The following is a 24,704-nucleotide window of genomic DNA, read 5'->3' on the forward strand; positions in this document are numbered from 1 at the left end:
TCCTTATTCTAATAATGCCGCTATCGCTGTGCCAAAAATAGTTGATTCTTTTGCTTCCACAAATTCACAATAATAGTTTCTTTTCTCAGTTGAATAATGATTAATCTCATCTAAAATCTTGCTGTTCAATCGTTTAAATTTAAAGAAGGTAGAGCCTTCAGAAGAAATACAGATTGGTAAAACGGGAGAATGACCTAGATCTAAATAGTCCATAATACCCAAGATATTAATAGCAACTAATTTTGCACTTCGCAGAAGCAATTGGTCAACGATCTCAAAGATAACCATTCGATCATCATCGCTGCCCTCAGAATTCACTAATTTTCCGATCCGATTGTAATTAGAGTAGGGATAATCCATAAAAAGCGAAATATCTTCTGTCGTTAGATCAGCTAATTCTGATAAAGCTTGAGTAAAAGTATAGGTAAAATACTGGTCTTCACCCGCTTTTTGCAGAAGAATCGCGGCTAAAGCGCCCAAGTAAGCGCCAGAAATCATTTTTTCGAATCTCTGTTTAGTGGGATTATCTGTATTTTTATCTAGCGTTCTGTCTAACCAGTTGGAAGAAATTTTGTCGTAACCGCCAGATTCAATATTAATGATCCTATTCTCCTTATTCGGCTCAACAAAGGCTGTATTTGTTCCCGTTCCAAGAATAAAACCGATAAACGAATCATATTGCTTGATCGGATCAATAATCATTCCGCCTAGCAAACACGAAACGGTATCATTGATGACAGTGACATCATAATTAATTCCAAAGCCTCTAGACTTAATCTCATCCTTCAAGCGCTGGCCGATTCTAATTCCTTCAATCCCTGTTATCTTTACCCCCTTGTTCATCTCTAATACTATTCCATCCCGCTCTGGGGTAATTTCTGTAGGAAAGGAAAAGCAAAAACCGATTTTGTTGCTTTTTTTAAGAATAGGCTCAAGATAGAAGAATAGCTTCTCAAAGAACTCATTCGCTGTAACTTCCTTCTCTAAGCCGATCATGGGAAATTTTTTCAAATAAATTGTCTTAGCGTAATTATTCTCTTTGAACTCCACAAGGGCTATCCGTAGATTAGTTCCACCTGCATCAATGACGATCGCTGTTGAATCATCCGTTACTTTTTCCTGAAAGTTGATATAGGTATCAATCATTTTTAGGCTGCTGTCCTTATGATATCCATCCATCATTTCTTGTTTAAAAACTTGGATTTCTTTGTTTAGATTGAGTTCTTCACAGTTCAATCCATAATCAGAAAAAAAGATATTCATATTTTTTATCAACTATATCTCCTCCTTTCTAAACCTAGTGTAATGGTTATCACAACAGTATTCCTTTCTTCTCGGAACCAAATGGCAATGATTTATTTCCATATTTAAAACCAATGTATTCAAACGGAAATAAATCGTAGTCTTTTTTTTCGATAATCAGTTACTCTAGACGAAACAATAAAAAAAGTTTATAAATGTACAATTAGTAACCATCTGTACATTCACAAACTCTTTTTTATTTTGATCATAGTTTTATCCTGTTATTACCAATCCCCAAAACTGTTATCTTGATAAACTGTTTCCGTTTGGTTGTCCGCTGCTTCATCATACAGGTTCTTATAATGTCGATAGTCCTCTTCTAAAACTTTTAGTGTTTTTTTATTTACCGCACTATTTTTCTTCAAGCTTTCAATCTGAAAAGAGAGCGTTTGAACCTGTAACTCTAAATCCTCAAAGCTAAGCTCTTTCATTCCACTTAACTCCTTCGATTTTCTTATAATTGATCACGACTTTTCCATTATAAAATTCCAATTCCTTCTCCGACAGCACAACCGTCTTGCTAATATCAACGAGACAGCTATTCGTATATTTTTTGACGATCGTGCCAGATAAAAAGAAATGATCTTCATTAAAAAGAAAATTAATTTTATCTCCTATACTAAATTGCAAATTATACTCATTTTCTCGAATCTCCATTAAAATATTCGGCACCATTGCTTGACCATAACTCATACAATTTCGTCCTCCTCGCGTTTTTCAAAGAAGCAAACTCAAGTGTAGAAGGCTTCCACTTAGTTATTATTCTAACCGATAGAGAAGCATGTACTCGGGAATATTTAATGAAAAATTAATATTTGATCATTCGATTTTTAGTAGAAAAAATACAACCACTTTCCGCCAAAAGTTCAGAAATAGGTTACAAATTTCTAACAGAATTAGTCTGAGCTATACCTCTAAGCTCAAAACAAAATACGCCTGCGAAGATTCTCGCAAGCGTTGTTTGGCTAACCTTATTTAATTAATGCTACAGCTTTTTCAACGATATTCTTCGCTGTCAAGCCATAGTGTTCTTTCAATAATTCTGGATTTCCTGATTGACCAAACTGGTCTTGGACTCCGATTTTTATTACTTTTGTTGGGTGATTTTCAGATAAGAATTCGGAAACAGCACTACCAAGTCCGCCAACTACGCTGTGTTCTTCAGCGGTGATGATCCAAGGTGTTTCTTTTGCTGCTTGTAGAACCAACGTTTCATCTAAAGGCTTGATCGTCGAGAAATTCAGCACACGAACATTGATATTTTGCTCTGCCAGCTGTTTCGCGGCGTCCAAGGCTTCCTGCACCATCAAGCCAGTGGCGATAATCGTTCCATCGGTTCCTGAGACTAAGGTTTCTGCTTTTCCGATGGTAAATGGTTGTTTCGTCTCATGAACTCGTTCAACGGCTAAGCGGCCTAAACGCAGATAAACAGGTCCATCATGTTCCAAGATCGTCTCGATCGCCGCTTCAGTCTCCAGATCATCCACAGGATTGATAATCGTCATTCCCGGAATCGCCCGCATCAATGCAATGTCTTCGATTGCTTGGTGTGATCCGCCATCTTCGCCAACGGTTATTCCCGCGTGAGTCGCCGCGATCGTAACGTTCAATTTCTGATAGGCTACGGCATTGCGGATCTGCTCGTAAGCTCTGCCAGCCGCGAATATCGCGAAACTGCTGGCAAATGGCCGTTTTCCACCCAAAGCTAAGCCCGCCGCCGTGCCGATCATATCCGCTTCCGCAATGCCTATATTAAAGAATTTCTCTGGTGCTGCTGTGGCAAATACATCGGTTTTCGTAGCAGCCGATAGATCCGCATCTAGCACAACTAAGTCTTGATGGTCTTTGAATTTTACCAGCGTTTCGCCGTAAGCTTGTCTTGTTGCTTTTTTCACTTTAAAACGCCTCCTTCAACTCTGCCAATGCTTTTTCGGCTTCTTCTTGGGAAGGAGCTTTTCCATGCCAACCGACTTGGTCTTCCATGAAGCTGACCCCTCTGCCTTTATGAGTTTCGCACACAATGACAGTTGGGCCTTCTGCGTATGTTTTCGCTTTTCCGATCGCGGCTGTTAATGACGCAAAATCATGTCCATCTGCAGTCAACACGTTCCAATTAAAGGCAGCGAACTTCTTGCCAATGTTCTGCACGCCCATGACTTCATCATTTGTGCCGTCGATCTGCAACCCATTGTTATCAACGAATGCAATCACATTATTCAATTTGTAATGTGCCGCGGTCATCGCCGCTTCCCAGACTTGGCCTTCCTGCAATTCGCCATCGCCAAGCAAAATATATACGTTCTTTTGGATACCATCCAGTCGTTTTGCCAAGGCAATGCCATTAGCGATCGACAACCCTTGTCCTAACGAACCGCTTGAAGTATCGACACCGCGCGTTTTGATCCGATCTGGATGTCCTTGCAGATGACAACCGAATTTTCGCAGGTCAAGCAGCTCTTCTTTGGGAAAGAAGCCCTTATCTGCTAGAACGGTATATAAAGCCGGTGCCGCATGACCCTTCGATAGGATAAAGTGATCGCGATCCTTTTGATCATAATTTTCCAGAGTAATATTCATTTCCTGATAGTATAGTACCGTTAAAATATCGATTGCCGAAAGAGAACCTCCAGGATGTCCTGATCCCGCGGAAGCCAGCGCGCGGATGATCCACTCACGCAATTCTACGGCTTTTTCTGCTAAATTTGTCATGTTCATCTTCCATTCAATCTATTTTTTCATTTCCTCAAGAAAGACATTCATCAACATCCATGAAGATTCCGAACCAGGGTCCTTGTGTCCAACCGCGCGTTCACCTAAACGCATCGCCCGGCCTTTTTTCGCAATCAATGGAATCGTTGAATCTGCTCCTTGTTTCATGATCGATACGGTTTCTTCCATTACCGCCACAGGATCGTCGTCATTTTTATGCGCCTCTAAATACTCGATCCCCGGCTGCAATGCATCGATCATGGTTTTGTCGCCTACTTCCGCTTTTCCTCGTTGCTGAACAGCTGCCACACCGTTTTTTAACATACCCGCAAATTCTGAGAAGGAAACCACTTCTTTGCCAGCATCGTCCTTGCCCATTTTGATAAAGAAGCTGCCATACAACGGACCTGAAGCTCCACCGACTTTACTCAACAGCAGCATGCCTGATTTTTTCAGTAGCGCTGTCACATCAGCGGCTTTTTCTAAGTTATCTTGTAGATTAGCATTCACCGCGCGAAAACCAATACTTAAATTGATTCCGTGATCGCCATCGCCAATATCTGAATCCAATTTGGTCCAGTAGTCACGATTCTCTTCCGCAAGCTCTGCCATTTTTGCCAAACTATTCGCAAAAAATTGTTTATCTAATACCATTTCACCCATGTTTACACCTCATTATTTTTATTTTTCACTTTGGAAAAAAGCTTCATTCCTACTAACTAACGACCATTTGAACGAATCAGAGACACGGAATAAAAACCTTTTCTTATAATTTATAATACGGGGTATCACAAGGGGCATCAAGCAATTCTTTAATCTCGTCATCTAGTTTCACTAGGGTAACAGACATACCTACCATATCCATCGAAGTCGCGAAGTTGCCGACATCTGTCCGATGGATCTTGATTCCTTTTTCATTCAAAATTTGATCCACACGACGGTAGCAGACATATTGATCCATCACTGGCAACGCGCCTAAGCCGTTGACTAACACGTAAACTTCATCGCCTTCACCAATCTTAGAATCCTCAAGAATGATTTTCATGATCTCGTCAATAATCACATCTGCTTTTTCGACTTTACGCCGTTCAATGCCGGGCTCGCCATGAATCCCCATTCCGATCTCCATATCGCCGTCATCCATTTGGAAGATCGCTTCACCAGTTACTGGCAAGGTTGAAGAAGATAATGCCACGCCTAATGAGTACGTATTGTCGTTCGCTTTTTCCGTTACTGCTTTAACCTTATCTAAATCATATCCTTTTGCAGCTGCACTTCCAGCGACCTTGAAGACTGGCAAATCACCTGCGACACCACGACGATCCTTCTTGTCTTTTGCGGAATACACATCATCCGTTGTCGTCACTGTTTCAACACGAATCCCGTCTTCTTCCAGTGCCATTTCCGCACCCATGTCGAAGTTCATCACATCGCCAGCATAGTTCCCATAAAGATACAGACAGCCTTTACCGCTATCAACCGCTTTCACTGCTTCGTAACAGGCATCTGGCGCTGGTGATGTATTAACGTTCCCAACAACCGCCGCATCAGCGAAATCTTTCCCAACGTAGCCTAAGAACATTGGTTCATGCCCTGATCCGCCGCCAACAATTACGCGGACGCGTGGCTCTTCACTCATTAATTTGCTGACAACCACACGATTTTCCGCATCTAGTGTCACATATTGCTTATTCGCTGCTGCATAGCCTTCCAGCATTTCCTCTACTACTTCATAACCATCATTGATTAACCGTTTCATATTCCCATTCTCCTTGTAAAATATATTTTTTTGATACTTTTTTATAAGAATAAAGACAATAACAATCCGCCCAATAATCCGCCTGTAACGGCCGCGGCGATTTTTGGTAATGATTTTTTTACATTGCCGCCAACTAAAGCGGAAGCTACCCAGACACCGACACCAGCGGCCAACCCTTGATCGACCCACGCGCCTGTTTGCGCGATCATCGGTGTTGAAATGCCGTGATTAATACACCAAACCGTGCCAACAATAAAGAGTGCCGCCATCCATCCGCCGATCGGTCCCCAGTGATCCACCATTTTTCCCCACGCCATGCGGATTACAAAGGGGAATAAAAATCCGCCGCATACTGTTGCAAGTCCTAAGCCCAAAGTCATTTATTTTTCCTCCGTTCCTTTTATGATGTTACTCTTCGCCAACTAAACGATCTAATTCTTTTTCGGTCATACCTGGTTCCGGCGCATTTTCGTCCCGTTGCTCTTCTTTTGCCACGCTCTTTTCAAATGCTGCGGCAACGATTCCCCCGATCACCGCACCCACGATAACTAATGCGATTGTTGGTAAGGCATCAGTGAAAACAGCTCCACCTTGCATGAATGTGTCTCGAGCAATACCACAGACACCAATCGCAAGCCCCATGTCTACGAAGGCAGCATCATCTTCGTTACCGGTCAAATTGAGATAATGATTCATAAACCACATAGGTCCAATAATAATTCCAGCTGCCAAGTAACCGCCGAAGATGCCAAAACTGCCTAACTCATTCCAAACAGACATTACAATGGTGCCAGCGATCATGTACCCTACCATACTTCTCAGAAATTTCATTTTTTTCGCTCCTCACTTTTTTTATTCAACAAAGCTTTACAGCTGTGCTAACTCTTGAATGATTGTTTCCTTCTCCTGACAAACGGTTGCTTGAACGGCCGCCGCAAAAGCTCCCTCAACCAATGGACAATCCATGATCTCCGTTTTTGCTTGCAGCTCTTCGTCATCGATCAAATCAATCGCTGTTTCCGAGCTGAGTATAGCGCTTCCAATATCACAAAAAATTAGAATGTGGTCGCAGTCCGCATTCTCTTCGATTGCTTCCATGATCATGACCGAGTTCGTACCTAGCCTGCCATCACCAGTTCCACCAGCGGAGATGATCCGCACCGCATCGCTGGTTCCTGTCATTTCCTCGATCATTTCCTTCGTCCCATCAGTGATTTTTTGACTGTGGGAAACGAGAATAATCCCAAACATGTTTACTCCCCCTTTACTTTCTTAACTGTTTCAACGATTGTCGCGTAGTTTTTAGGATTGTGACCAAAGCGTCCCACAAAAACACCATCGACATTTTCATCGGAAACGATCAGCTTGACGTTTTCCTGAGAAACAGAGCCGCCGTAAATGATGCGAATGTTTTCTGCTGTTTGAATATCATACAATTCTTTGATACATTCGCGGATCAATCCATGAACCTGCTGTACATGCACCGCGCTGGCTGCACAGGTTTTTCCAACTGCCCAAGCTGGTTCATAGGCTAAAATGATTTTTTCCGCTTGTTGTCCCTCGATTTGGAATAAGTCTAAGAATAACTGTTTTTTCATTAGAGCTTTGATTTCTTGATAATCGTCCGTCTTCGTGACTTCACCGATACAAAGGACTGGTGTCACATCATAATCCAAGGCCAAACGAACTTTTTGATTGATCATGTCATCGGTTTCATTAAAGTACGTCCGCCGTTCAATGTGTCCGATCTCCGCATAGCTGCCCTTCATTTCCTTGAGCGACTCAATGGAAAATTCCCCTGTATAGGCGCCGTTTGCTGCTGGAGCGATGTTTTGCGAACCTAAGCCGATCTCTGAATCCTTCAAAATCATCGCTACTGGATAAAGTACACCCATTCCTGGACACATGAATTGCTCGATTTTTTTCTCGTCCCCAACCTCTTCTACGATCGCATGAGCAAAATCTCGCGCGTTGTCGATCTGGTTTTGGTATAGCTTTAAACTGATCCCAACAATTGGTTTACGCATGATAAGTACCTCCTTTTTTTATAGTAATGTATTCATTTTCTGTCTAAAAATGAGTTCGATTTTTAAGCCGAATGCCATTCCACTCGCTTCTTTACTTTTTCGCAATATGAACTAGGAAGAGTGGAACTGGCATCCTCTCTTTACGTTGTTGACTTTATTTCTTAAATGCTTCCCAATCCTTCAAGAAAGCTTGAATGCCGGCATCAGTCAATGGATGTGACCATAATTTAGGGAACAGTGTGCCTGGGATCGTCGCGATGTCTGATCCTAATTCAGCGACATCCTCTACATGCTTCAGGCTGCGGATACTAGCGGCAATGATCTCTGTTTGATGGCCGTATTGTGTTAAGACTTTTTTCAGATTACTGATAAGTGCCAAGCTGTCAGTCGCGATATCGTCTAAACGTCCGACAAATGGACTAACGAAGGTTGCTCCGGCTTTGGCGGCCATCAAGCCTTGTGCGACTGTGAATACCAACGTGACATTTGTTTTGATGCCTTCTTTAGATAGGATATTGACTGCCCGCAACCCGTCTTCTGTCATAGGAATTTTTACCACTACATTGTCTGCCCAAGTCGCGATGTCGCGTGCTTCCTTCACCATGTTTTCTGTATCAAGTGCAATAACTTCGGCACTGACTGGTCCTTCGATCAAGCCGCAGATCTCAGTGATGACTTCTTTAAAATCCCGACCTTCTTTTGAAATGATCGTCGGATTCGTTGTAACACCGTCCACCAACCCTAATTCATTGATTCGTTTAATTTCCTCAACATTTGCTGTGTCTAAAAAGAATTTCATTACTCTTCCTCCTATTTCGAATACTCTGCTTCTTTTTCCATGATTTGATCAATTTTTCTGCCAGAGTTGCCGCCTTCAAAAGTAACTGATAGATATTCGTCGACGATTTTCTTTGCGACATCGACACCGATGATTTTTGAACCCATCGTGATGATCTGTGCGTTATTGCTTAACTGTGCGCGCTCCGCAGAATATGTATCGTGTACTTGTGCTGCTCTAACGCCAGGAATTTTATTTGCTGCCATCGCCATCCCAATCCCTGTGCCGCAGCAGAGGATTCCGCGATCGATCTCCTTGTCCACCACGCCATTTGCTACATTAAAGGCAATATCTGGGTAATCGACTTCTTCTGGAGAAAAACATCCATAGTCCTTCACTTCAATACCTTTTGCTTCTATATATGCCAGCAGCTCTTGCTTCATTTCAAATGCGTTATGATCTGATCCGATTCCAACTTTCATTTTTCTCTCTCCTTTTTCTTTTCGTACTTTCATAATAACCGCTAGTTTTCGCTTTGTCAATCTTTGTTTTCGTTTATTTTCGTTTTATTATTCTTTTTCGAAAACAAGATTGGTGTTTCGATACCAAACGAAAGCAAAAATAGTGTTTTCTATTGTTTTTTTTACTTTTTTGTTCTATACTATAGACAATCATTATTAATGGAGGAAAGATTTATGTACACAAATCAAAGAAGAGAAAAGATTCTTGCTTTACTGCAGGAACGGGATTCTGTTTCGGTCAACGACTTGACTGAGCTGCTATCTGTATCAAAGGCAACCATTCGCTCAGACTTGAATTATCTCAGCGATAATAATATGTTGATTCGAACCCATGGCGGCGCGACTCGTTCGAAAGAAGACGAAACCTTAAAAATCGACAAAAACTACGACATTCGAAAACAAAAGAACATCGAGAAGAAAGCAGAGATTGCTAAAAAAGCCTTCCCATTGATCGAAAACGGTGAATGTATCGTTTTAGATGCTAGTTCGACCTGCTACGAGTTGGCGAAGCTGATCAGTCAATCCGATTTGCGGATCACTGTTTTGACGAATGGACTTCGTACCGCTTCCCTTTTAAAAGAGAACTTGAATCTTACTGTTGTGTTGGTCGGGGGCGTCGTAAAAGGAAGCTCTAACGCGGTGGAAGGAATTTTAGGAATAGAAATCCTGAAGAAGGTCAACATTGACACGTTATTTACTTCTGCTTATGCTATCTCGGCAACAGAAGGCTTGTCAGATTTCAACTTATATGAAGTGGAATTGAAAAAGCGGATGGTAGAATTGGCTTCACAAACAATCGCCTTGATTGACAGCTCGAAATTCGAGAAAAAATCGATTGCTACTTTTGCTACGTTGCCGCAGTTAACTGGTTTGATTACAGATAGCGAGATCCTTGCTGAAGTAAAGGACCATTACAGTCATGTTGTGAAATTTTTAGACTAAAAAACGATCGTTACACTTTCACTGAAAAGCGTAACGATCGTTTTTTTATAGTGACTAAGCACCTATCCACTCGGCCTCTTTAACATAATCGAGCATCGAAGAAAGATGAAGCTCCTTTAATCCTTTTTTCTGTTTAAGCTTTCTGTAAGCTAGATTTCGTACACTCTTCTTGTGGATGAACTTGGTGTTTAAACTCAGAAATGGGACTTAAAACGACGGTTTGTTTCATTTGATACGAGGTGCAGGTTCGATTCCTGTCGTCCACGTATAACAAAGTAAAATGCGAATATAAAGGGAAAACACTGTTAAACCAACGCTCAATTTATGAAGTATTTAGATTCAACAATAATTTCTCATCTAACGTGGGGCTGCCGTTCACTCTTGTGAACGGTTTTTTTATATTCCTTGTAACAATGTGAGTTTTTGTTTTGATCCTAGCAGCCCATTAACTACTTTGTGTGGACTTGTCATTGAAGAAGCATCCAGTAGAGTATTGAGATTAATTACCATGCTTTTATTTTGTTCTATTTCTTTATCCAAATTCCATCACATTCTTTAATAATCAAGTCCTTTTTCAATGTCTAAAACCTTTTCTAAAATGATAGATTGCATTGCTACAAGCTGGTCGATGCTTCTATCAGTATCATGAGCTAACATTTTGTCCGAATATTTTTTTATTTTTCGATAGTCTAAAGCTACTTGCTGAATATCGTCTAAAGTTTCTCCCAAAAAGAACAATAATGATTTAACATTATTCAACTCATATAACGTGTTATTAATATCTATTGACATTGCTTAGTTCCTCCAATACATTGCTGATATTCCCATTCATCATAAGTCACAAATAACACTAATCACACTCCAGCGAAAACAATAACCTTCCATAGTGTGGGTAAAACTGTGGCGATGCCTCCCAAAAGGAAACAGGCTAAAGCTAAATTAAATTTTTTCTGCATCGTCTTACGCTCCATTCTGTTTTGTGGTAGAATGAAAGCAGAAACAGGCTGGTATAGCCGTTCATTTGCCTTTATCCTGTCCGCCAAGACAATTAGGGATAAGGCTTTTTTTCTGTCTGCATTCATACTCATTATGCTTCCAACTCGATTCCTAATAGATCCGCTAACTGCTCGACATCTGAATAGAACAAATCTTGTACGGTGTCTCTATCCATATCTTCATCAAAATGCGCAACACACAGCTCATACAAACTTTGGACTAATGATTTAACGGTCGGCTGTTCAACTTGATAAACTTTCTTTTCATAATCCTCTAACTCTGCCGCCACTTCTGCAACTAATAAACGACTTTCTTTTAGCCCTGGCGAGCTAAAAGAAGCGCTTAGATTGTCAATAATTCGCGACTGCTGACGATTAATCTCAATAGGGTTATATTCTTGATTCATGTTAAGTTCCTCCTAATCGGCTGAAAATTCAGCTCAGTAAACCTTTTGTATCTGATATTTGACTTTTGTAACGTCTCATTTTATGTGCTCCATTTCTAGAAAGTTCCAACGACCCACGTTAGGAAAATTTTATATTTCATGTTGCTTCATAAACTCATCACAGGCTTCTTTCCGAATACGTTCGATACCACCAACTAGAGATGCTTTAAGACCATTCGAGATATAGACGTTCACTAGTGTGTTGTATGCGATGTTTAAATACTCGCATGCTTTTTTCTTATTCATTGCCTGTGGTAACTCCTTGCGCTTTTCTTGTATCTTGAAAGCTTCGGCTACACTCTCGGTAATTAATACAACCAACGGAGCAAAGTCTTCATCTTTCAGATCAAGACTATCAATTTGTAATTTTGCCATGTTTACACCTCCAAACTGGCTGTTTCAGGCATTTTAAGAGTTGTTTGATAAACTACTACACCAACATTCAGAATGAACTTAATATCATCAGATGAGCGGCCTAATTGAATAAGGCCTGATACTAGTTCTTCAATCTGGTTAACTGCAGCTTGTTCCTTAGTAGTCAAAAAATCTAACGGTGTAGCTTTTGATTTTGCACCCCTAGCCTCTCGTAGCTGCTTAGCGTTGAACCCTAGTGCCTTCTTGTAAACTAAATCAGTAAAATGTTTGTAAAAGCGACTACTAAAACCAGCGTCCCTGATCGCATCTGTCATAGAGCATCGGATGCCTTTACCTTTTGTACGTTCTAAACGACATGTAGTCAGTACTCTTTCCATCTCATAGAATTGTTTGACAAGCTCCTTTTTGAACTTTCTAACTGGTTCAGTATTATCAAGATAAGTAATAAGTAGCGTTGCTTGCTGCTGATTAAGGTGGTAATCTTTCGATTTTCTACCACGTCCGGGGTTTATTTTCGACATTTCAAATGTCAAAATTCCAAACTCTTTTAAATCAGATTCATATTTATGAATAAGTTGTCTAACCGCCCGTGGTTCTACTTCGACATATCCTGCAACGACACTGCTTTTAGTAAATGGCTCACACTTCAAATCTTCTGATTCAATAAAAACTAACTCATCCACCGCTCAGCCCTCCTTTCGTTCTGGTACATATTCAATTAATTCACTTAATGGAATTTGCAAGAAGTCACAATTTTATTGCAATGTCTCTAACTGAATATTAGTAGCGCGTTGGTAATAAATTTCAGTTAGTGTGGTCTTACTAATTTTTGTTGCTCGGTGAATATCGGAAACTTTTAAAAGACGTTCACCTAAAATCTTAGATAAATTATTATCTATACAAAAACATCTCCTCACCTATATTTTCGTAAACTATATTGAACGTTTACATCCGTAATGATACGCCTTTCCTTTTTGATAGTCAAGTCATTTTTTATAACAAATTGAAAAAATGACCAATATAGTTTACAATGTATCTATAAAACAAGCAAATGCACATTGCAGAAAGAGGCGCTTTACATGATTCGAAATAACCTTGCATTATTACTGACAGAAAGAAACTTGAAAATTACTAAGGTTGCTAACGACACAAAAATTTCAAGAACTACTCTCACTGCTTTAAATCAAAACGATAATAAAATGATTCAGATGGATACTATTAATACTTTATGTAGATATCTAAAGATAACTCCGTGTGATTTTTTTGATTACGTTCCTTTCGACGTTGATTTTTTTGTGAACATTGCTAATCAATCTATGTATGCACCAGACGAAGGTGTTCCTACATTTAAAATTGAAGCGTTCCTAAATATAGATGACAATGGTGGGAATCATTCATTTGAATACGAAGGATTTTTGGAAAATTATGGATCCGCTCCTAATAACAAACACGCTATCAGAGTGTATATAGAACCTACTTCAACTGATGATGTCATTTTATATCTATCCGATTTACCTCAAACATTTATTACAGATATTACTCAGCAGTTTAAAAATAGAATTAATACAGCAGTCGAAGCATTCGGATTGGAATCTTATGAAAAAGACTTTATTACTATAAATCTGCTCCAGAAAAGAAAAATATAAAATACCACTCTCCCCATACATACGTCCCCACGTTAGGTAATGGAAAATAAAATCATAGAAAGGAGAATTTATGGAGCATCAACAAAGAAAACTTCCTTTTCAAGAAATGTACGCTCACATGGAATCTAAAGGAATATCCTTTAAATACCTAGGAAAAGCAGAAGTTATTAATACATTAGAAAGTAAAAACTATTACTACAAACTAACAGCTTTTAGAAAGAATTTTACTAAAAAAGATGGGCTGTATCGTGATTTAGACTTCTCATATTTAGTTGATTTAGCTTCAATTGATATGCAGCTTAGATATTTAATAATGGAGATGTCACTAGATATTGAACATAATATTAAGACTATTCTTTTACGTCTTATCACCACAAATGATCAAGAAGATGGTTTCTCAATCGTTAAAGAATTTGAGCTATATGATGATTATTCATTTACTAAAACTTTGAATACATTTAGGAAAAGTAGGTACTTAGATGATATGTATCGGAAACGCGGGAATGATATTCCTGTATGGACTTTAGTTGAACTAATGGATTTTGGCAGTCTCTGTAGTTTCGTAAAAATGTATTACAAAAAATATAAGAATGTACAACTAGAAAAAGCTGCAAAATTAATGATGTTTGCAAAATATTTAAGAAATTCTGCCGCACATAGTAATATTCTTTCCATAAATGTCTTTGGAAAAACTAATCGTATAAACGGAAAACCTCAAGCTATGGTTTCTTCCTCTGCAAAACTGATTTCCATTGATCCCTATCAAGTTGGGTTCAAAAAAGTTCATGATGCAATATGCTTGTTCTCATTATTCAAAACATATGTTTCTGGTCAAGTCAGATACTTAAGAAAAAAAGAAGGTCTTCGTCTATTAAAGCGGTCTCTTAGACATGAGGATTGGTACAAAACAAATTGGCAATTGAACTATATGTTCACAATTTTATACAAATTGGTTGACTTTTTATAAAACAATCTATAGTATTTTAGATGAAGAAAGAGCAGGTAATGCTGCCGCTCTACACTTATGCGTGCATAAGAAAGAGTGCTAGGCTACATGATTAGAGTCAACTATCATCTTTGATAGTTGGCTTTTTTTCTTTTTATTTTATCTATTTTGTCTCAAGAGAAAAAGAACCTCTCATACATACCCAAACGCTCCACGTTAGGTACTGGAAGAAAAACACAATAGCAACAGTTGCAAGTTATACAACGAAAAAAGGCGAGAAGCGCTGGATGGTCAAAGCGTACTTAGATATTGACCCATCAACAAATAAACAAGTTAATCTACAGAAAAAAGGCTTCTCCAATAAGAAAGAAGCCCAACCATTTTATAATCGCAAGATTGTAGAAATTGAAAAAAACGGATTCCAAAAGCAACATGCTGATACCTTCAAAGAGGTGTATGAGTTATGGTTAGCGATGGATAATCTGACTGTAAAAGAATCTAGCTATAGCCGTTTAAAACTTCAATTTAACAAGCACATATTGCCAGCGTTCGGCGAGAAAAAGATAAAATCCTTCAAACCGATCGATTTGCAACAATATGCGAACGAAAAAAGCAATGAGGTGCAAGAATATCGACTACAATTATCCAATATCTCACGAATTTTTGAGTTTGCTATCAAACAAGGGATTCTCCCATCTAATCCAATAAAGATGAGCACGATCCCCAAAAGGAAAGCAAACCTCGAAAAGAAAAAAATCATATATTTCACTAAAGATGAGCTAAAAACATTACTTGACTATGCGAAAGAAAATGAGTCCTACAAAGTTTATGCTTTTCTCTATTTGATGGCTAACACGGGATGTCGTAAAGGTGAAGTTATGGGGTTGCAGTGGGATTGTATCGACTTTGATAATAAGATGTTAGAAATTCGTCAGACCCTTGCTAGAGGTGAAAATAGACGGTTATATCTTGAAGAACCTAAGACCGCTCACTCTCTTAGAACGATTCCCTTGAGGATGAAACCATTGCGGTTTTAAAAGCTTGGCGGAGAATTCAAAGAGAAGACATGCTACAATTTGGTATAAATATCATGAGTGCAAAGTAGCTTGTATTTAGTTCGCCACTCAATGAGTTCATCAATATGGATATTCCTAATAGGTGGATGGCACGAGTCTGTAAAAGGACAAATATGCCTGTTTTAACACTTCATGCACTACGCCATACCCTTGCCACCTTATTGATCAGCGAAGGTGTAAATCCTTAAACCGTTTCGGAGTTGCTGGGCCATTCATCAGTAGCACTCACTTTAGATATTTATACCGGTGTTTATGAAACTGAAAAAACCAGCATAATCAAATTGCTGGCTAAAATAATCAATTAAAAAAGTGTTTAGATTGATTTGAATTTTTTTGAAAATACATGACAAGTAAATCTACGGATATTATAGCTACAAATACTATTGTATCAATGTTTTTGATTACTTTATATCTAACGAGTAAAGCCCCTTAAAATCCATTTTTTTAAACTTGGTGTTTAAACTCAGAAGTAGGACTTAAAACGACGGTTTGTTTCATTTGATACGAGGTGCAGGTTCGATTCCTGTCATCCACTTTTAAATAAAATCTCCTTGATGTTCAATCGAATCATAATGATACTTTTTCTCATGAAACACCTCTGAAATTTACAGATTAACTGAAGAAAAGCCAATAAAGAAGATTTACCAGCGGATTGTATTCTTCCGCCAGCCCTGTATAATTTCTATTGAGGTGAGTCAATGAACGTTCCAGAAAAATATACATTAAAGAAAAAATTTGTTATTGGGTATTATCTACTGCTTATTTTGGGTGTTCTATTGACGATTGGGCGCTGGTTAAGTGTACCTTTTCCTGATTTTGTCGTGATTAATCAAGAAATCCACTCGCATATCTCCAACTTTTCATTAAGTATGCTTTTTTATTTAACCATTGGCTACGCCTGGCTGCTTTCTGGGGTAAAATTTGGCTACGTAACTCTATTAGGTGGGATTCTTTTTGTTGGAAATCTTGTTTGCGAAACACTGCTGGGCTTTATGAATATGACAGATATCATTGATGCTGTCTATGGGGGAGTGGGTACGCTCATCAGCTTCGCCTATTTGTTGGCTGCTTATAGATATGGACAGATTCCCGTTAAGCCAAAAGAAACCGACGAGGTATGATAATGATTTGTTTACTAATCTGGATCTTAAAAGTTGCCTATGCAGCACAAATTATGAAAGATTATCTTCTGAATTGACACAACTGGGTGGAGAAAGTGTTTAAACTGCAACATTCATGGACTTTTTTTCCCTGTGGCAAATGCTGCAGTTATTGACCTAGGATTTCCAATTGAATTACAAATAGTCAAAGCAAAATTACCGTAAAGCACACCACTAATTTTCCACCGTCTTTTACAAATGAAACCATTTACATCACCTACTAGCGATAGTAGACTTGAAGTAACACAACAAGGATGTGATGGAATGGATATCAAAGCAATCGTAATGGATATCGATGGTACCCTACTAACAACTGGAAAAGTAGTTTCGGAAAAAACCAAGCAGGCGTTGATCGCTGCTCAGGAAAAAGGCATTAAAGTTATCTTGGCTTCAGGCCGCCCGACAACAGGGATGTTTGAACTAGCCGAACAATTAGAAATGACGAAATATGAAGGATTTCTCGTTTCCTACAACGGTGCGCGCGTGACGGATTGTCTAACGAAAAAAGTTTTGTTCAATCAGGCAATGAGTGTTGAGACCGGTCAAGCGATCTTGGAGCATCTGAAAAAATTCGACGTTGTTCCGATGATTGACAAGGAAGACTATCTTTATGTGAATGACGTTTACAACAAAGACCTGCAAAAAGTCGCCGCTGACTTTAAACTAGAAGAATTCGGTAGCATTATTGAATACGAGGCGCGGGGTGGAAATTTCAAGCTATGTGAACAAGAGGATCTAGCAGCCTTCGCCGATTTTCCGATCAATAAAATCTTAGTTTCTGGAAAACCAGATTACATGGCTGAGCATGCAGAAGCGATGCACATGCCTTTTGACGACGTTGTAACCGCGGCTTTCTCAGCTCCCTTTTATTTTGAATTCACGGATAAAGGAATCGATAAGGCGAAGGCCTTGAATACTGTTTTCCCTGATATGGGGATTCACTCTTACAATATGATTGCATTTGGTGACGGGCATAATGACCGTTCGATTATCGAATATGCTGGGATCGGTGTCGCGATGGGCAACGCTGTAGATGATTTGAAAGCTATTGCGGATGATGTGACGCTTTCCTGTGATGAAGATGGGATCGCGGCAGGGTTGGAAAAATACTTATAGCGCACACGAAACCAGCTAAGTTTTTAGGCTTAGCTGGTTTTTTACTAATTTACCGGGCTTTCGCTGAGTGCGACTTTTTGGACCATACAATCAATTTCAATCTCGCAGCCCATCGGTAAGCTAACGATTGGAGAGGTATGTCCAAAATTCAGATTGTAAACGATCGGCAAATCCAACAATCCGCATTCTACTTGGATAATGTTTAGCAAGGCACGCTTATATTCTTGATAGTATTTTTCATCCATCGGCTTGGCTACCAGCAGACCAGAGATTTGATGGAAGATTCCTTGTGCAGCCAAACCTCTTAAAAGGATCGTAAACATATCGGGACTAATTTGCATTTCAGAAGTTTCCAAAAACAGAACCTTGTCCCTCCACTCATCCTTTTTCGGCCATATCTCAGTCCCTATCATCATGGGAAAGGTTTCAAGACAACCACCCAAAAGCTTCCCGCTGACCGTTTGTTTTCCTTGAAGAAACTCGTGACCATGACTCTCCTTCTGCATCTTTCTTTTTACCGTTTGATTTTTTTCATTAAACCAATCTAGAAATTCACTGGTCCATTCCGGACTACTTTCCAGTGTCATTGGCAAATTTTTTCCGGAAACCAGCTCAAGAAAATGGTCCAAAGTATATTGATGCATGTGAACATTCTCGGCAAGCTCAAGGATCACACAAGGGCCATAGATCGATGTGACACCCGCGTGATGAAACATGAAATGATTAATCGTAGTATCAGAATAACCCACAAATAGCTTAGGATGCTGTCTGATTATCTCAAAATCAATGTATGGAAGTAATCTAATCGTATCATCGCCACCAATCATGGAAATAATTGCTTTGATCTGTGGATCGACTAAGGCATTCATCAAGTCCTCTGCTCGTTTCTCAGGATGCTGTTTCAAGAACGTGTCTGATTTCAGTGCATTGGGTGTTAAAACAACTTTAAAACCCAGCTCTTCTAAGCGATTTTTGGCGGTCTTCCATCTATATTCGACCTGAGACTCCCCTGCAAGACCAGAGGACAATGAAATGAATGCGATCGTGTCACCCGCTGATAATCTGTCTGGTTTGATCATATTGCTACCTCCTTGTGAAATGATCTAATATGACGATGGTAGCAGAAACTATTCGCGTTTTCCAATAATCCTATTTTTACTTTACAAATCGCTAGTGATCGCTATAAATCATTTACGTATACACAGAATTTTCTAAATGTTCACCTCTGAATTCTCAGCATTAACCACAAAATCTAGTCCTTCAACCTTAAAATATTCAGTGATCCGCTTCTTTAATTCCTGCATCGCCTGATTCGCTCGCTCCGCCTGTTCTATATTGATTGATTCCATAAAGAAAATCACGTCTTTGGTTTCTTCCGTCAGCATCGTTCGTTGGGCTTCCCGCCAGTTTAAACAACGGCAAATCGCACCTTTTTCATCGTAATAAATGATTTCTCCAGGTAAAGCTGGTGCGTCAGCTTCTGCGCCTAATGGTAAGAAGGCTTCGCCGCCTACTGCCTGACCTAAATGAATGTCGCCAGCGATCTTTTGCAGGTCTTCTCCGCCGCAGGGTACTGCGAATTCCAGCGAAATGCTGTTATAGATATCAACTAGCGGATTAATCGGCTGAAACTCACGATCCTGACTGACTCTTTTCAGCAATGCTTCAATCGAAGAACGAGCACCCTTTTTAGTTTTGAATTGGCTGAACGCCCCACGCCATTCCGCAATAACGGGATTTCGGCTGAAGGTTTCTTCCTGAAGAAACTTCTTCGCCGCTTCCTTTCCGTTAGTTAGTAGCTCGGTTAAATACGGATCATTTTCCTTAGCCTGATTGTCTGCGATTCCTTTTACGATCAGCACATTGAGCTGTGCTTCGGGAAAGCCCCCCAAAAAGGATGGATTTGCGATAAATGTTGTCATATAATTACTCCTTCGTTTTTTCTAAATAGGGCCATTTATTGCCTTTTTTGACTGAGAGCCATTCATCATCAATGTTTGCGACCACTTTTTTCAAGGTCTGGGAGAAGGTCGCAATCTCCTGCTCTGATAACTGTTGCAGCGCAATTTGATTGGAATAGTCATTTTCCAGCTTGATGATTGGTGCAAGCTCTGCTCCTTTTTCCGTAATGAATAAGCGGCGAATCTTTTTATTTTCCACATCGGTTTTCTTTTTAATAAAGCCTTTTTCCTCCAGCTTTTTGATTGCGCGAGCGGCGGTTGTCCGATCGACCTTGATCATTTCGGCCAACTTGTCGGGGATGATGCCAGGATTCTCGGAAATACGGATCAAATACAAATACTGACCTTTAGACAATTGAAAATCCTTAAATTCAATATTAGCAATTGAGTCCAGTGCTCTGGCGATCGCGCCGATGTCTCTAAGAACGTCTATCATTTTTTTGCTCCTATCTTTTACTCCGTTATCATAAAATATTTTTGTTGCAAATGCAACAAAAATTATCGAATAAAAAGTATAGAAAACAGAGTGATTCTCTTCTTTTCTTGTTAAACCAAATGTCGCTTCGCGCACGAATTAAAAATTATGATAGCTTTCAAGAAGCGAATCCGTCACCGAATCTTTTTAGAGGAGGTAATTTGCATGAAAACAAACACAATGGAAGTGAAGTTGACTGTTTGTGCTGGATTAGATGTTCACGCAAAAACGGTCGTCGCCTGTGTGCTCACTGGCGCTCTCAACTCTTTACAAGCAAAAAAGGAGAGCCGCACCTTTTGGACACGAACGTTTGAATTGCGCCAACTTGGAGAAATGTATCCTACGTTTTCTTCCGACTTTATTTCTTTTAGGCAGTGTTTAACACCCTCCATATAGCGATAATTAAAAGTATCTAAGAGGCGATCCCATGCTTAAGCAAACTTATTAACCCACACTTAGTCCATAGAACGATCTTTATGATCTACTCATTTTCGCCAATCATATTTTGCGTCGGTTCAATGAGTTAGTTGACTTTTCTTTTGTCTATGAAGAACTTGAAAACAAGTATTGTTTGAATGATGGTCGCAATGCCTATGATCCAATTAAATTATTTAAATTTTTGATGTTAAAAGCGATATTTCCTGCATCGGATGTGAACCTCGTTGTTCGCAGTAAAACAGACATGGCTCCAAGGAGCTAGAACGCTCTTTGTCACGAATTTAAAACGAATCGTGAAGCTAATAGATGAAAAAAAGAAGATAAATAGCTTCGAACGTCCGACGATCAACTGAAAAGACTGATCATCGGACTTTTTTACACTTATTCATCTGAGTTTCTGTAGAATTTAGGGTACTTTATCAGTAGTCCTAGTATTCAGGCGGTAGTTTTAATTTTCCGAAGCATTCGCTTTTGACTGAACGTTTTTTTATCCTTCGTTCCCTTGGCGAATCAACTTCTGTAACTTTTCGGGAACAATCTCGTAACCGGTCTTATTCTTTTCAATATACCCATTTTCCCGCAAATACTTAAAGGTATGCGTCAGATGGCGGTAACTAACGCCCAAATAATCAGCGATCTGCGTATTGTTTTCGCTGTATTGATTGTTGACTGAGACTTCTAATAGCAATGCGGCTAAACGGTATTTCAGTTCAAAGGTTTGGGCATTGGAAAAATGCTCCATCCGCAGCAAAAGCTTCTTTCCGATGTACTGAGCGATGAAGGTTGAAAACTCCGCATCCTCCATTAGCAATTCCTCCACAACCTTCAACGGGATCGCTAAGCAGCAAACCGAACCGATGGCGATCACATCTTTCGGAGCTTCCTCAGCTTTTACCAAGGTCAACTCACCGATAAAATCTCCGGCTTCCAGAAATTGGAGGATCAAATTTTTTCCGTTAGGCTCCTGTTGGATGATGCGAGCTTTTCCTGATAAGAGGATGAACAAATAGTCCAGCTTCGCTGCTTGACTGACAATTTTTTCATTGCGTTCATAATCGATGAAAGAGCTTTGCTGCAACATTTTTTCTATTAAGAATGGGGCTTCGACTTGATTTAGCAAATTTCTTTTTGAATCAGTATAGGGAATTTTTTTCATGATTAGGCTATATCTCCTAGTGGGCTATTTTTTCTTCTGGCATACTCATCCTATCAATTAGTTATCGGAGGAACAATTATCATGAATCGCAAAACAATCACTCGTTCATTTTTATTCTATCTTCTCAGCGCGTTTGGCATCAGTTTGACATTGAAGGCCAGCATCGGTGTCAGCAGCTTCAACTCCTTGAACGCTACTTTAGCTGAATTCAGCCAGATCAAGATCGGGACGATCACGGCAGGTTTGAATTTTCTCTTTTTGATCAGCTGCTGGCTGCTGGACCCACATCGCAAACTGAAAAATTACTTGACGATGGGTATAGCCCTGCTATTCTTTGGCTCAACTATCAATATCTTCACCTATTTTGTTTTTCCATTGTTCACGCTGCATTCCTACTTTTTGAAATGCCTACTCTTTATTCTAGGAACGGTCATCGCTGGTATCGGGACGGGGAAAGTGTTGAAATACCAGCTGCTGAAATTTCCGATCGAGACTTTTTGCCTGTATCTGGCAAAGCGTGCCAATCACAGCTTCAAGTTTTACCGCTACAGTATTGACCTGATTTGCATCCTGCTGGCGCTGATTTTGACCTTTTCCTTCCAGTTAACCTTGATGGTGCGGGAAGGAACACTGATCAGCTTTCTGCTGCTCTCACCGGTGATCGCTTGGGCGAAGGAGTGAAAAATGGTCTTGCCATGATGAAAGGACAGGACCACTTTTTTTATTTTTAATTATCTAGGGTAATATTCTTCACTATCTTGTCTACTTCTGCCTGCGGGTCAAAATCAGCACAAACTGGGCGAACTCTGTAGCTCATGCTGATCTCGATCATGTGGCAGCTCTATGCCTTTGTTACACCGGACGCGAATACGCAAAGTCTGCTGTTGATGTATGTGGCCGGCGGATTGGGTCTTTCTCGCTGGGTAACTATTCAAAATCACTGACTACAAAAATTGCTATCACGTGATGTCGATTCTGGTTCTAGCGTTAGGTATGTTCGCGGTTTTCTTTTTGATCAAGACCATCGCCGAAAAAGGACAGCAGCCGTTGGAATGGGGGTCAGTCGAAGAAGAGGAGCAGGACACTGCAGCAGTCGGATCCCTCACCTACCAGCAGGCGATCCGTTCAAGTTCCTTCAAAGTTCTGATCATCGCATTACTGTTTGCGACAATCGGCGGAACAATCTCCAATAAGCTGCAGATGTCGGGCTTCGTGATTTATGTATGCTCCGCCTTTGTTTTAACCTTTATCTGCCTGAATCTGTGGGCAGCCAGCGGCGCCACCTATCTTATGATTCTTACCGTAATGTTGGCGGCGGTCGCGTATCCCGTTTGTGCCAGTATTCCTTCCTTTGTTGGAGCGGAAGCGTTCGGCTCGCAGGTATTCGCACAGATATCGGCTACGCTGATAATCGCGGTCTATCTCGGTCAAGCCAGCGCTTCTCCGCTAATGGCCGTCTTTCTCACTTCTGATGGCGGCATGGATTTAGCATGGAATGTCTTTGCGGTAACGACAGCGATCGGGATGATTTTATTGCTAACGGCACTTAGAATTTCTCCGCTGGTAAAACAACTCACTTCTTAAACACTAAAAGACCTCTAGCTTGCTTCGATAGGAGCAAGCTAGAGGTCCTACTATTTTATGCGTAAACCTTCTTTGTAAAATATTTCAATAAAAATGGCGAGGACAGTGTCGTAATCAGGATTACCAAGATCATCGAGGAATAATACTTTCCGGTTACGAGATGTGCCTGAAAGCCTAGTTGGATGATGATCAGCGCCATCTCGCCGCGCGAAACCATTCCTGATCCCACCATTAAGCTGCTATCGTTAGTAAATCCTGAGAATCTTCCTCCCATAAAGCCGCCGATCAATTTTGAGACTACGGCGATGATGGTAAAGACAAGAATGAACAATAGCTGCTTTTTGAGACTGCCAAAGGTCACTTCCAGACCGATGCTGATGAAAAAGACCGGAATAAACACCGCATAGCCGATCGCTTCAATATTGTAGCGCACATCCTTCCAGACATTCGTTTGTCCGATCGCGATTCCTGTTGAAAAGGCGCCGATCACTGAACTTAGACCAATGAAATCCGCCAAGTAGGACATGCTCAGGCATAAAGTCAGGGACACGATGATCACAGAAGATTGAGCGAATATTTTTTTACTCAGATTCATTAAATACGGCGCGCCCCAGCGAATCAAGAAAAACACAGCGAAGAAAAACAGCACCTGCGCGATTAGCATGAAGCCTAATGGTTTGTCACTGCTGCCCTCCACGCCTAATAATGGCATGCATAAGCTGACAATGATTACGACCAAAATATCATCTACCACCGCCGCACCAAGAATGGTGGACCCTTCTTTGGTATTCGCTGCTTTTAACTCCTTCAAGACCTCCACCGAAATACTCACCGATGTCGCCGCTAAAATCAAACCAAAAAAGAAGGATTGATTCAAGGGAACGCCAAAGAGACTGCCTCCTCCTGTTCCTAATAAAAGCGGAAATAGAATTCCCAGCAAAGCCACAAACACGCCCGGTCGAAAATACTTTCGCAGCAGCGGCAGATTGCTTTCGATACCGGCTAAGAACATCAGTAAAATGACTCCAATTTCAGAAAAATCCTTTACCAAAATATCCGGATGAACGATCTTCAGTCCGCCATTTCCCAATAGGATGCCCACGAGCAGCTGCCCCACCACTGCTGGAATGCCAATTCGTCGAGAGAAGTGGCTTGCTACGGTAACGCTCACTAAAATCAGACACAACACACCAATAAATTCCATCTCTTCGCCTCCACAATCGCAAACTAAAAAGCTAGCGTCAATGCAATTGTATTCGTTTCCAACGGGTAAGTCTATGACAAAAATGACA

The 24,704-nt window shown here is 40.3% G+C and carries 33 protein-coding genes and 1 pseudogene; 11 read left to right on the top strand and 23 right to left on the bottom strand.

The annotated features are described in order from the left end of the window. Window positions 1-3: 3 nt before the first annotated feature. From AC4J95_RS05760 to rpiB, 13 genes are all read right to left on the bottom strand, one after another. Window positions 4-1,275, bottom strand: coding sequence for a hexokinase family protein (locus AC4J95_RS05760; RefSeq protein ID WP_494549010.1), 1,272 nt, complete (start codon window positions 1,273-1,275; stop codon window positions 4-6). A gap of 251 nt (window positions 1,276-1,526) precedes the next feature. Continuing rightward, complete coding sequence (locus AC4J95_RS05765; RefSeq protein ID WP_494549011.1) at window positions 1,527-1,733, bottom strand: hypothetical protein; 207 nt, start codon at window positions 1,731-1,733, stop codon at window positions 1,527-1,529. After that, entirely contained in the window at window positions 1,720-1,995 is a 276-nt protein-coding gene (locus tag AC4J95_RS05770) for a DUF2187 domain-containing protein (protein ID WP_316402104.1), read from the bottom strand. Before AC4J95_RS05770 ends, AC4J95_RS05765 begins: the two co-directional genes overlap by 14 nt. 278 nt (window positions 1,996-2,273) lie before the next feature. Then, window positions 2,274-3,197, bottom strand: coding sequence for a transketolase family protein (locus AC4J95_RS05775; RefSeq protein ID WP_494549012.1), 924 nt, complete (start codon window positions 3,195-3,197; stop codon window positions 2,274-2,276). A gap of 1 nt (window position 3,198) precedes the next feature. Continuing rightward, on the bottom strand, window positions 3,199-4,011 hold the full coding sequence (locus AC4J95_RS05780; RefSeq protein WP_494549013.1) for a transketolase: 813 nt from the start codon (window positions 4,009-4,011) through the stop codon (window positions 3,199-3,201). 18 nt (window positions 4,012-4,029) lie between these two features. Next, a complete protein-coding gene (gene dhaL / locus AC4J95_RS05785; protein ID WP_494549014.1) occupies window positions 4,030-4,674 on the bottom strand; it encodes a dihydroxyacetone kinase subunit DhaL in 645 nt (214 codons plus the stop codon). 103 nt (window positions 4,675-4,777) lie between these two features. Next, on the bottom strand, window positions 4,778-5,770 hold the full coding sequence (locus tag AC4J95_RS05790) for a dihydroxyacetone kinase subunit DhaK (RefSeq protein ID WP_442354316.1): 993 nt from the start codon (window positions 5,768-5,770) through the stop codon (window positions 4,778-4,780). A gap of 41 nt (window positions 5,771-5,811) precedes the next feature. Then, window positions 5,812-6,150, bottom strand: a complete 339-nt coding sequence (locus AC4J95_RS05795) for a Lin0368 family putative glycerol transporter subunit (RefSeq protein WP_494549015.1) — start codon at window positions 6,148-6,150, stop codon at window positions 5,812-5,814. A gap of 28 nt (window positions 6,151-6,178) precedes the next feature. Then, a complete protein-coding gene (locus AC4J95_RS05800) occupies window positions 6,179-6,601 on the bottom strand; it encodes a Lin0368 family putative glycerol transporter subunit (protein WP_494549016.1) in 423 nt (140 codons plus the stop codon). A gap of 36 nt (window positions 6,602-6,637) precedes the next feature. Then, on the bottom strand, window positions 6,638-7,021 hold the full coding sequence (gene dhaM / locus AC4J95_RS05805) for a dihydroxyacetone kinase phosphoryl donor subunit DhaM (protein ID WP_494549017.1): 384 nt from the start codon (window positions 7,019-7,021) through the stop codon (window positions 6,638-6,640). A 2-nt stretch (window positions 7,022-7,023) separates the two neighbouring features. After that, entirely contained in the window at window positions 7,024-7,797 is a 774-nt protein-coding gene (locus AC4J95_RS05810; RefSeq protein WP_494549018.1) for a triose-phosphate isomerase family protein, read from the bottom strand. Between the two features lie 154 nt (window positions 7,798-7,951). After that, the gene (gene fsa, locus AC4J95_RS05815; RefSeq protein WP_494549019.1) at window positions 7,952-8,596 is read right to left on the bottom strand and encodes a fructose-6-phosphate aldolase; all 645 of its coding nucleotides are present in this window, start codon (window positions 8,594-8,596) and stop codon (window positions 7,952-7,954) included. Between the two features lie 11 nt (window positions 8,597-8,607). Beyond that, complete coding sequence (gene rpiB / locus AC4J95_RS05820; protein WP_316402079.1) at window positions 8,608-9,057, bottom strand: ribose 5-phosphate isomerase B; 450 nt, start codon at window positions 9,055-9,057, stop codon at window positions 8,608-8,610. A 213-nt stretch (window positions 9,058-9,270) separates the two neighbouring features. Between rpiB and AC4J95_RS05825 the strand changes: the two genes are divergently transcribed. Next, complete coding sequence (locus tag AC4J95_RS05825; protein WP_494549020.1) at window positions 9,271-10,038, top strand: DeoR/GlpR family DNA-binding transcription regulator; 768 nt, start codon at window positions 9,271-9,273, stop codon at window positions 10,036-10,038. A 555-nt stretch (window positions 10,039-10,593) separates the two neighbouring features. On the opposite strand, the gene AC4J95_RS05830 is transcribed toward AC4J95_RS05825, so the two are convergent. The 5 genes from AC4J95_RS05830 to AC4J95_RS05850 all read right to left on the bottom strand — a co-directional run bounded on the left by AC4J95_RS05830 (window position 10,594) and on the right by AC4J95_RS05850 (window position 12,771). Further along, window positions 10,594-10,830: a hypothetical protein gene (locus AC4J95_RS05830; RefSeq protein WP_494549021.1), complete on the bottom strand. Its 237-nt coding sequence runs from the start codon at window positions 10,828-10,830 to the stop codon at window positions 10,594-10,596. Between the two features lie 295 nt (window positions 10,831-11,125). Continuing rightward, complete coding sequence (locus AC4J95_RS05835; RefSeq protein ID WP_494549022.1) at window positions 11,126-11,440, bottom strand: hypothetical protein; 315 nt, start codon at window positions 11,438-11,440, stop codon at window positions 11,126-11,128. Between the two features lie 129 nt (window positions 11,441-11,569). Continuing rightward, window positions 11,570-11,854 (bottom strand): MerR family transcriptional regulator, encoded by a 285-nt coding sequence (locus tag AC4J95_RS05840; protein ID WP_494549023.1) that lies wholly within the window; start codon window positions 11,852-11,854, stop codon window positions 11,570-11,572. A gap of 2 nt (window positions 11,855-11,856) precedes the next feature. Next, a complete protein-coding gene (locus tag AC4J95_RS05845; RefSeq protein WP_494549024.1) occupies window positions 11,857-12,537 on the bottom strand; it encodes a Rha family transcriptional regulator in 681 nt (226 codons plus the stop codon). Window positions 12,538-12,609: 72 nt separating this feature from the next. Further along, complete coding sequence (locus AC4J95_RS05850; RefSeq protein WP_494549025.1) at window positions 12,610-12,771, bottom strand: helix-turn-helix domain-containing protein; 162 nt, start codon at window positions 12,769-12,771, stop codon at window positions 12,610-12,612. Window positions 12,772-12,933: 162 nt separating this feature from the next. Here AC4J95_RS05850 and AC4J95_RS05855 point away from each other — a divergent pair, with 162 nt between their 5' ends. The 5 genes from AC4J95_RS05855 (at window position 12,934) to AC4J95_RS05875 (ending at window position 17,798) form a co-directional block, all read left to right on the top strand. Continuing rightward, a complete protein-coding gene (locus AC4J95_RS05855; protein WP_494549026.1) occupies window positions 12,934-13,500 on the top strand; it encodes a helix-turn-helix domain-containing protein in 567 nt (188 codons plus the stop codon). Window positions 13,501-13,570: 70 nt separating this feature from the next. After that, window positions 13,571-14,467 carry an Abi family protein gene (locus AC4J95_RS05860; RefSeq protein ID WP_494549027.1) on the top strand — a complete coding sequence of 299 codons (897 nt, stop codon included), beginning with the start codon at window positions 13,571-13,573 and terminating at the stop codon, window positions 14,465-14,467. 110 nt (window positions 14,468-14,577) lie between these two features. Continuing rightward, window positions 14,578-15,483 carry a tyrosine-type recombinase/integrase gene (locus AC4J95_RS05865; protein WP_494549028.1) on the top strand — a complete coding sequence of 302 codons (906 nt, stop codon included), beginning with the start codon at window positions 14,578-14,580 and terminating at the stop codon, window positions 15,481-15,483. A gap of 737 nt (window positions 15,484-16,220) precedes the next feature. Next, on the top strand, window positions 16,221-16,643 hold the full coding sequence (locus tag AC4J95_RS05870) for a hypothetical protein (RefSeq protein ID WP_494549029.1): 423 nt from the start codon (window positions 16,221-16,223) through the stop codon (window positions 16,641-16,643). A gap of 303 nt (window positions 16,644-16,946) precedes the next feature. Further along, window positions 16,947-17,798 (top strand): Cof-type HAD-IIB family hydrolase, encoded by an 852-nt coding sequence (locus tag AC4J95_RS05875; RefSeq protein WP_494549030.1) that lies wholly within the window; start codon window positions 16,947-16,949, stop codon window positions 17,796-17,798. A gap of 44 nt (window positions 17,799-17,842) precedes the next feature. Here the strand turns inward: AC4J95_RS05875 and AC4J95_RS05880 are convergent, their stop codons facing one another. The 3 genes from AC4J95_RS05880 to AC4J95_RS05890 all read right to left on the bottom strand — a co-directional run bounded on the left by AC4J95_RS05880 (window position 17,843) and on the right by AC4J95_RS05890 (window position 20,195). Then, on the bottom strand, window positions 17,843-18,877 hold the full coding sequence (locus AC4J95_RS05880) for a S66 family peptidase (protein WP_494549031.1): 1,035 nt from the start codon (window positions 18,875-18,877) through the stop codon (window positions 17,843-17,845). Window positions 18,878-19,009: 132 nt separating this feature from the next. Beyond that, a complete protein-coding gene (locus AC4J95_RS05885; RefSeq protein ID WP_494549032.1) occupies window positions 19,010-19,720 on the bottom strand; it encodes a B3/B4 domain-containing protein in 711 nt (236 codons plus the stop codon). A 4-nt stretch (window positions 19,721-19,724) separates the two neighbouring features. Then, window positions 19,725-20,195 carry a MarR family winged helix-turn-helix transcriptional regulator gene (locus AC4J95_RS05890; RefSeq protein ID WP_494549033.1) on the bottom strand — a complete coding sequence of 157 codons (471 nt, stop codon included), beginning with the start codon at window positions 20,193-20,195 and terminating at the stop codon, window positions 19,725-19,727. A 204-nt stretch (window positions 20,196-20,399) separates the two neighbouring features. Between AC4J95_RS05890 and AC4J95_RS05895 the strand changes: the two genes are divergently transcribed. Together AC4J95_RS05895 and AC4J95_RS05900 are read left to right on the top strand one after the other, a co-directional pair. Next, window positions 20,400-20,630: a hypothetical protein gene (locus AC4J95_RS05895; RefSeq protein ID WP_494549034.1), complete on the top strand. Its 231-nt coding sequence runs from the start codon at window positions 20,400-20,402 to the stop codon at window positions 20,628-20,630. A gap of 70 nt (window positions 20,631-20,700) precedes the next feature. Next, a pseudogene (locus AC4J95_RS05900) lies at window positions 20,701-20,922 on the top strand (transposase); the annotation flags it as partial. Window positions 20,923-21,159: 237 nt separating this feature from the next. Here the strand turns inward: AC4J95_RS05900 and AC4J95_RS05905 are convergent. Then, window positions 21,160-21,828 (bottom strand): cyclic nucleotide-binding domain-containing protein, encoded by a 669-nt coding sequence (locus tag AC4J95_RS05905; RefSeq protein ID WP_494549035.1) that lies wholly within the window; start codon window positions 21,826-21,828, stop codon window positions 21,160-21,162. A gap of 81 nt (window positions 21,829-21,909) precedes the next feature. Between AC4J95_RS05905 and AC4J95_RS05910 the strand changes: the two genes are divergently transcribed. From AC4J95_RS05910 to AC4J95_RS05920, 3 genes are all read left to right on the top strand, one after another. Continuing rightward, window positions 21,910-22,509, top strand: a complete 600-nt coding sequence (locus AC4J95_RS05910) for a YczE/YyaS/YitT family protein (protein ID WP_494549036.1) — start codon at window positions 21,910-21,912, stop codon at window positions 22,507-22,509. 134 nt (window positions 22,510-22,643) lie between these two features. Next, window positions 22,644-22,772, top strand: a complete 129-nt coding sequence (locus tag AC4J95_RS05915) for a hypothetical protein (RefSeq protein WP_494549037.1) — start codon at window positions 22,644-22,646, stop codon at window positions 22,770-22,772. Between the two features lie 19 nt (window positions 22,773-22,791). Next, window positions 22,792-23,412, top strand: coding sequence for a hypothetical protein (locus AC4J95_RS05920; RefSeq protein ID WP_494549038.1), 621 nt, complete (start codon window positions 22,792-22,794; stop codon window positions 23,410-23,412). A 55-nt stretch (window positions 23,413-23,467) separates the two neighbouring features. Here the strand turns inward: AC4J95_RS05920 and AC4J95_RS05925 are convergent, their stop codons facing one another. Further along, window positions 23,468-24,616 (bottom strand): cation:proton antiporter, encoded by a 1,149-nt coding sequence (locus AC4J95_RS05925; RefSeq protein ID WP_494549039.1) that lies wholly within the window; start codon window positions 24,614-24,616, stop codon window positions 23,468-23,470. Between the last annotated feature and the right edge of the window lie 88 nt (window positions 24,617-24,704).

The sequence above is a fragment of the Enterococcus sp. GPZ-007 genome (assembly GCF_059374735.1).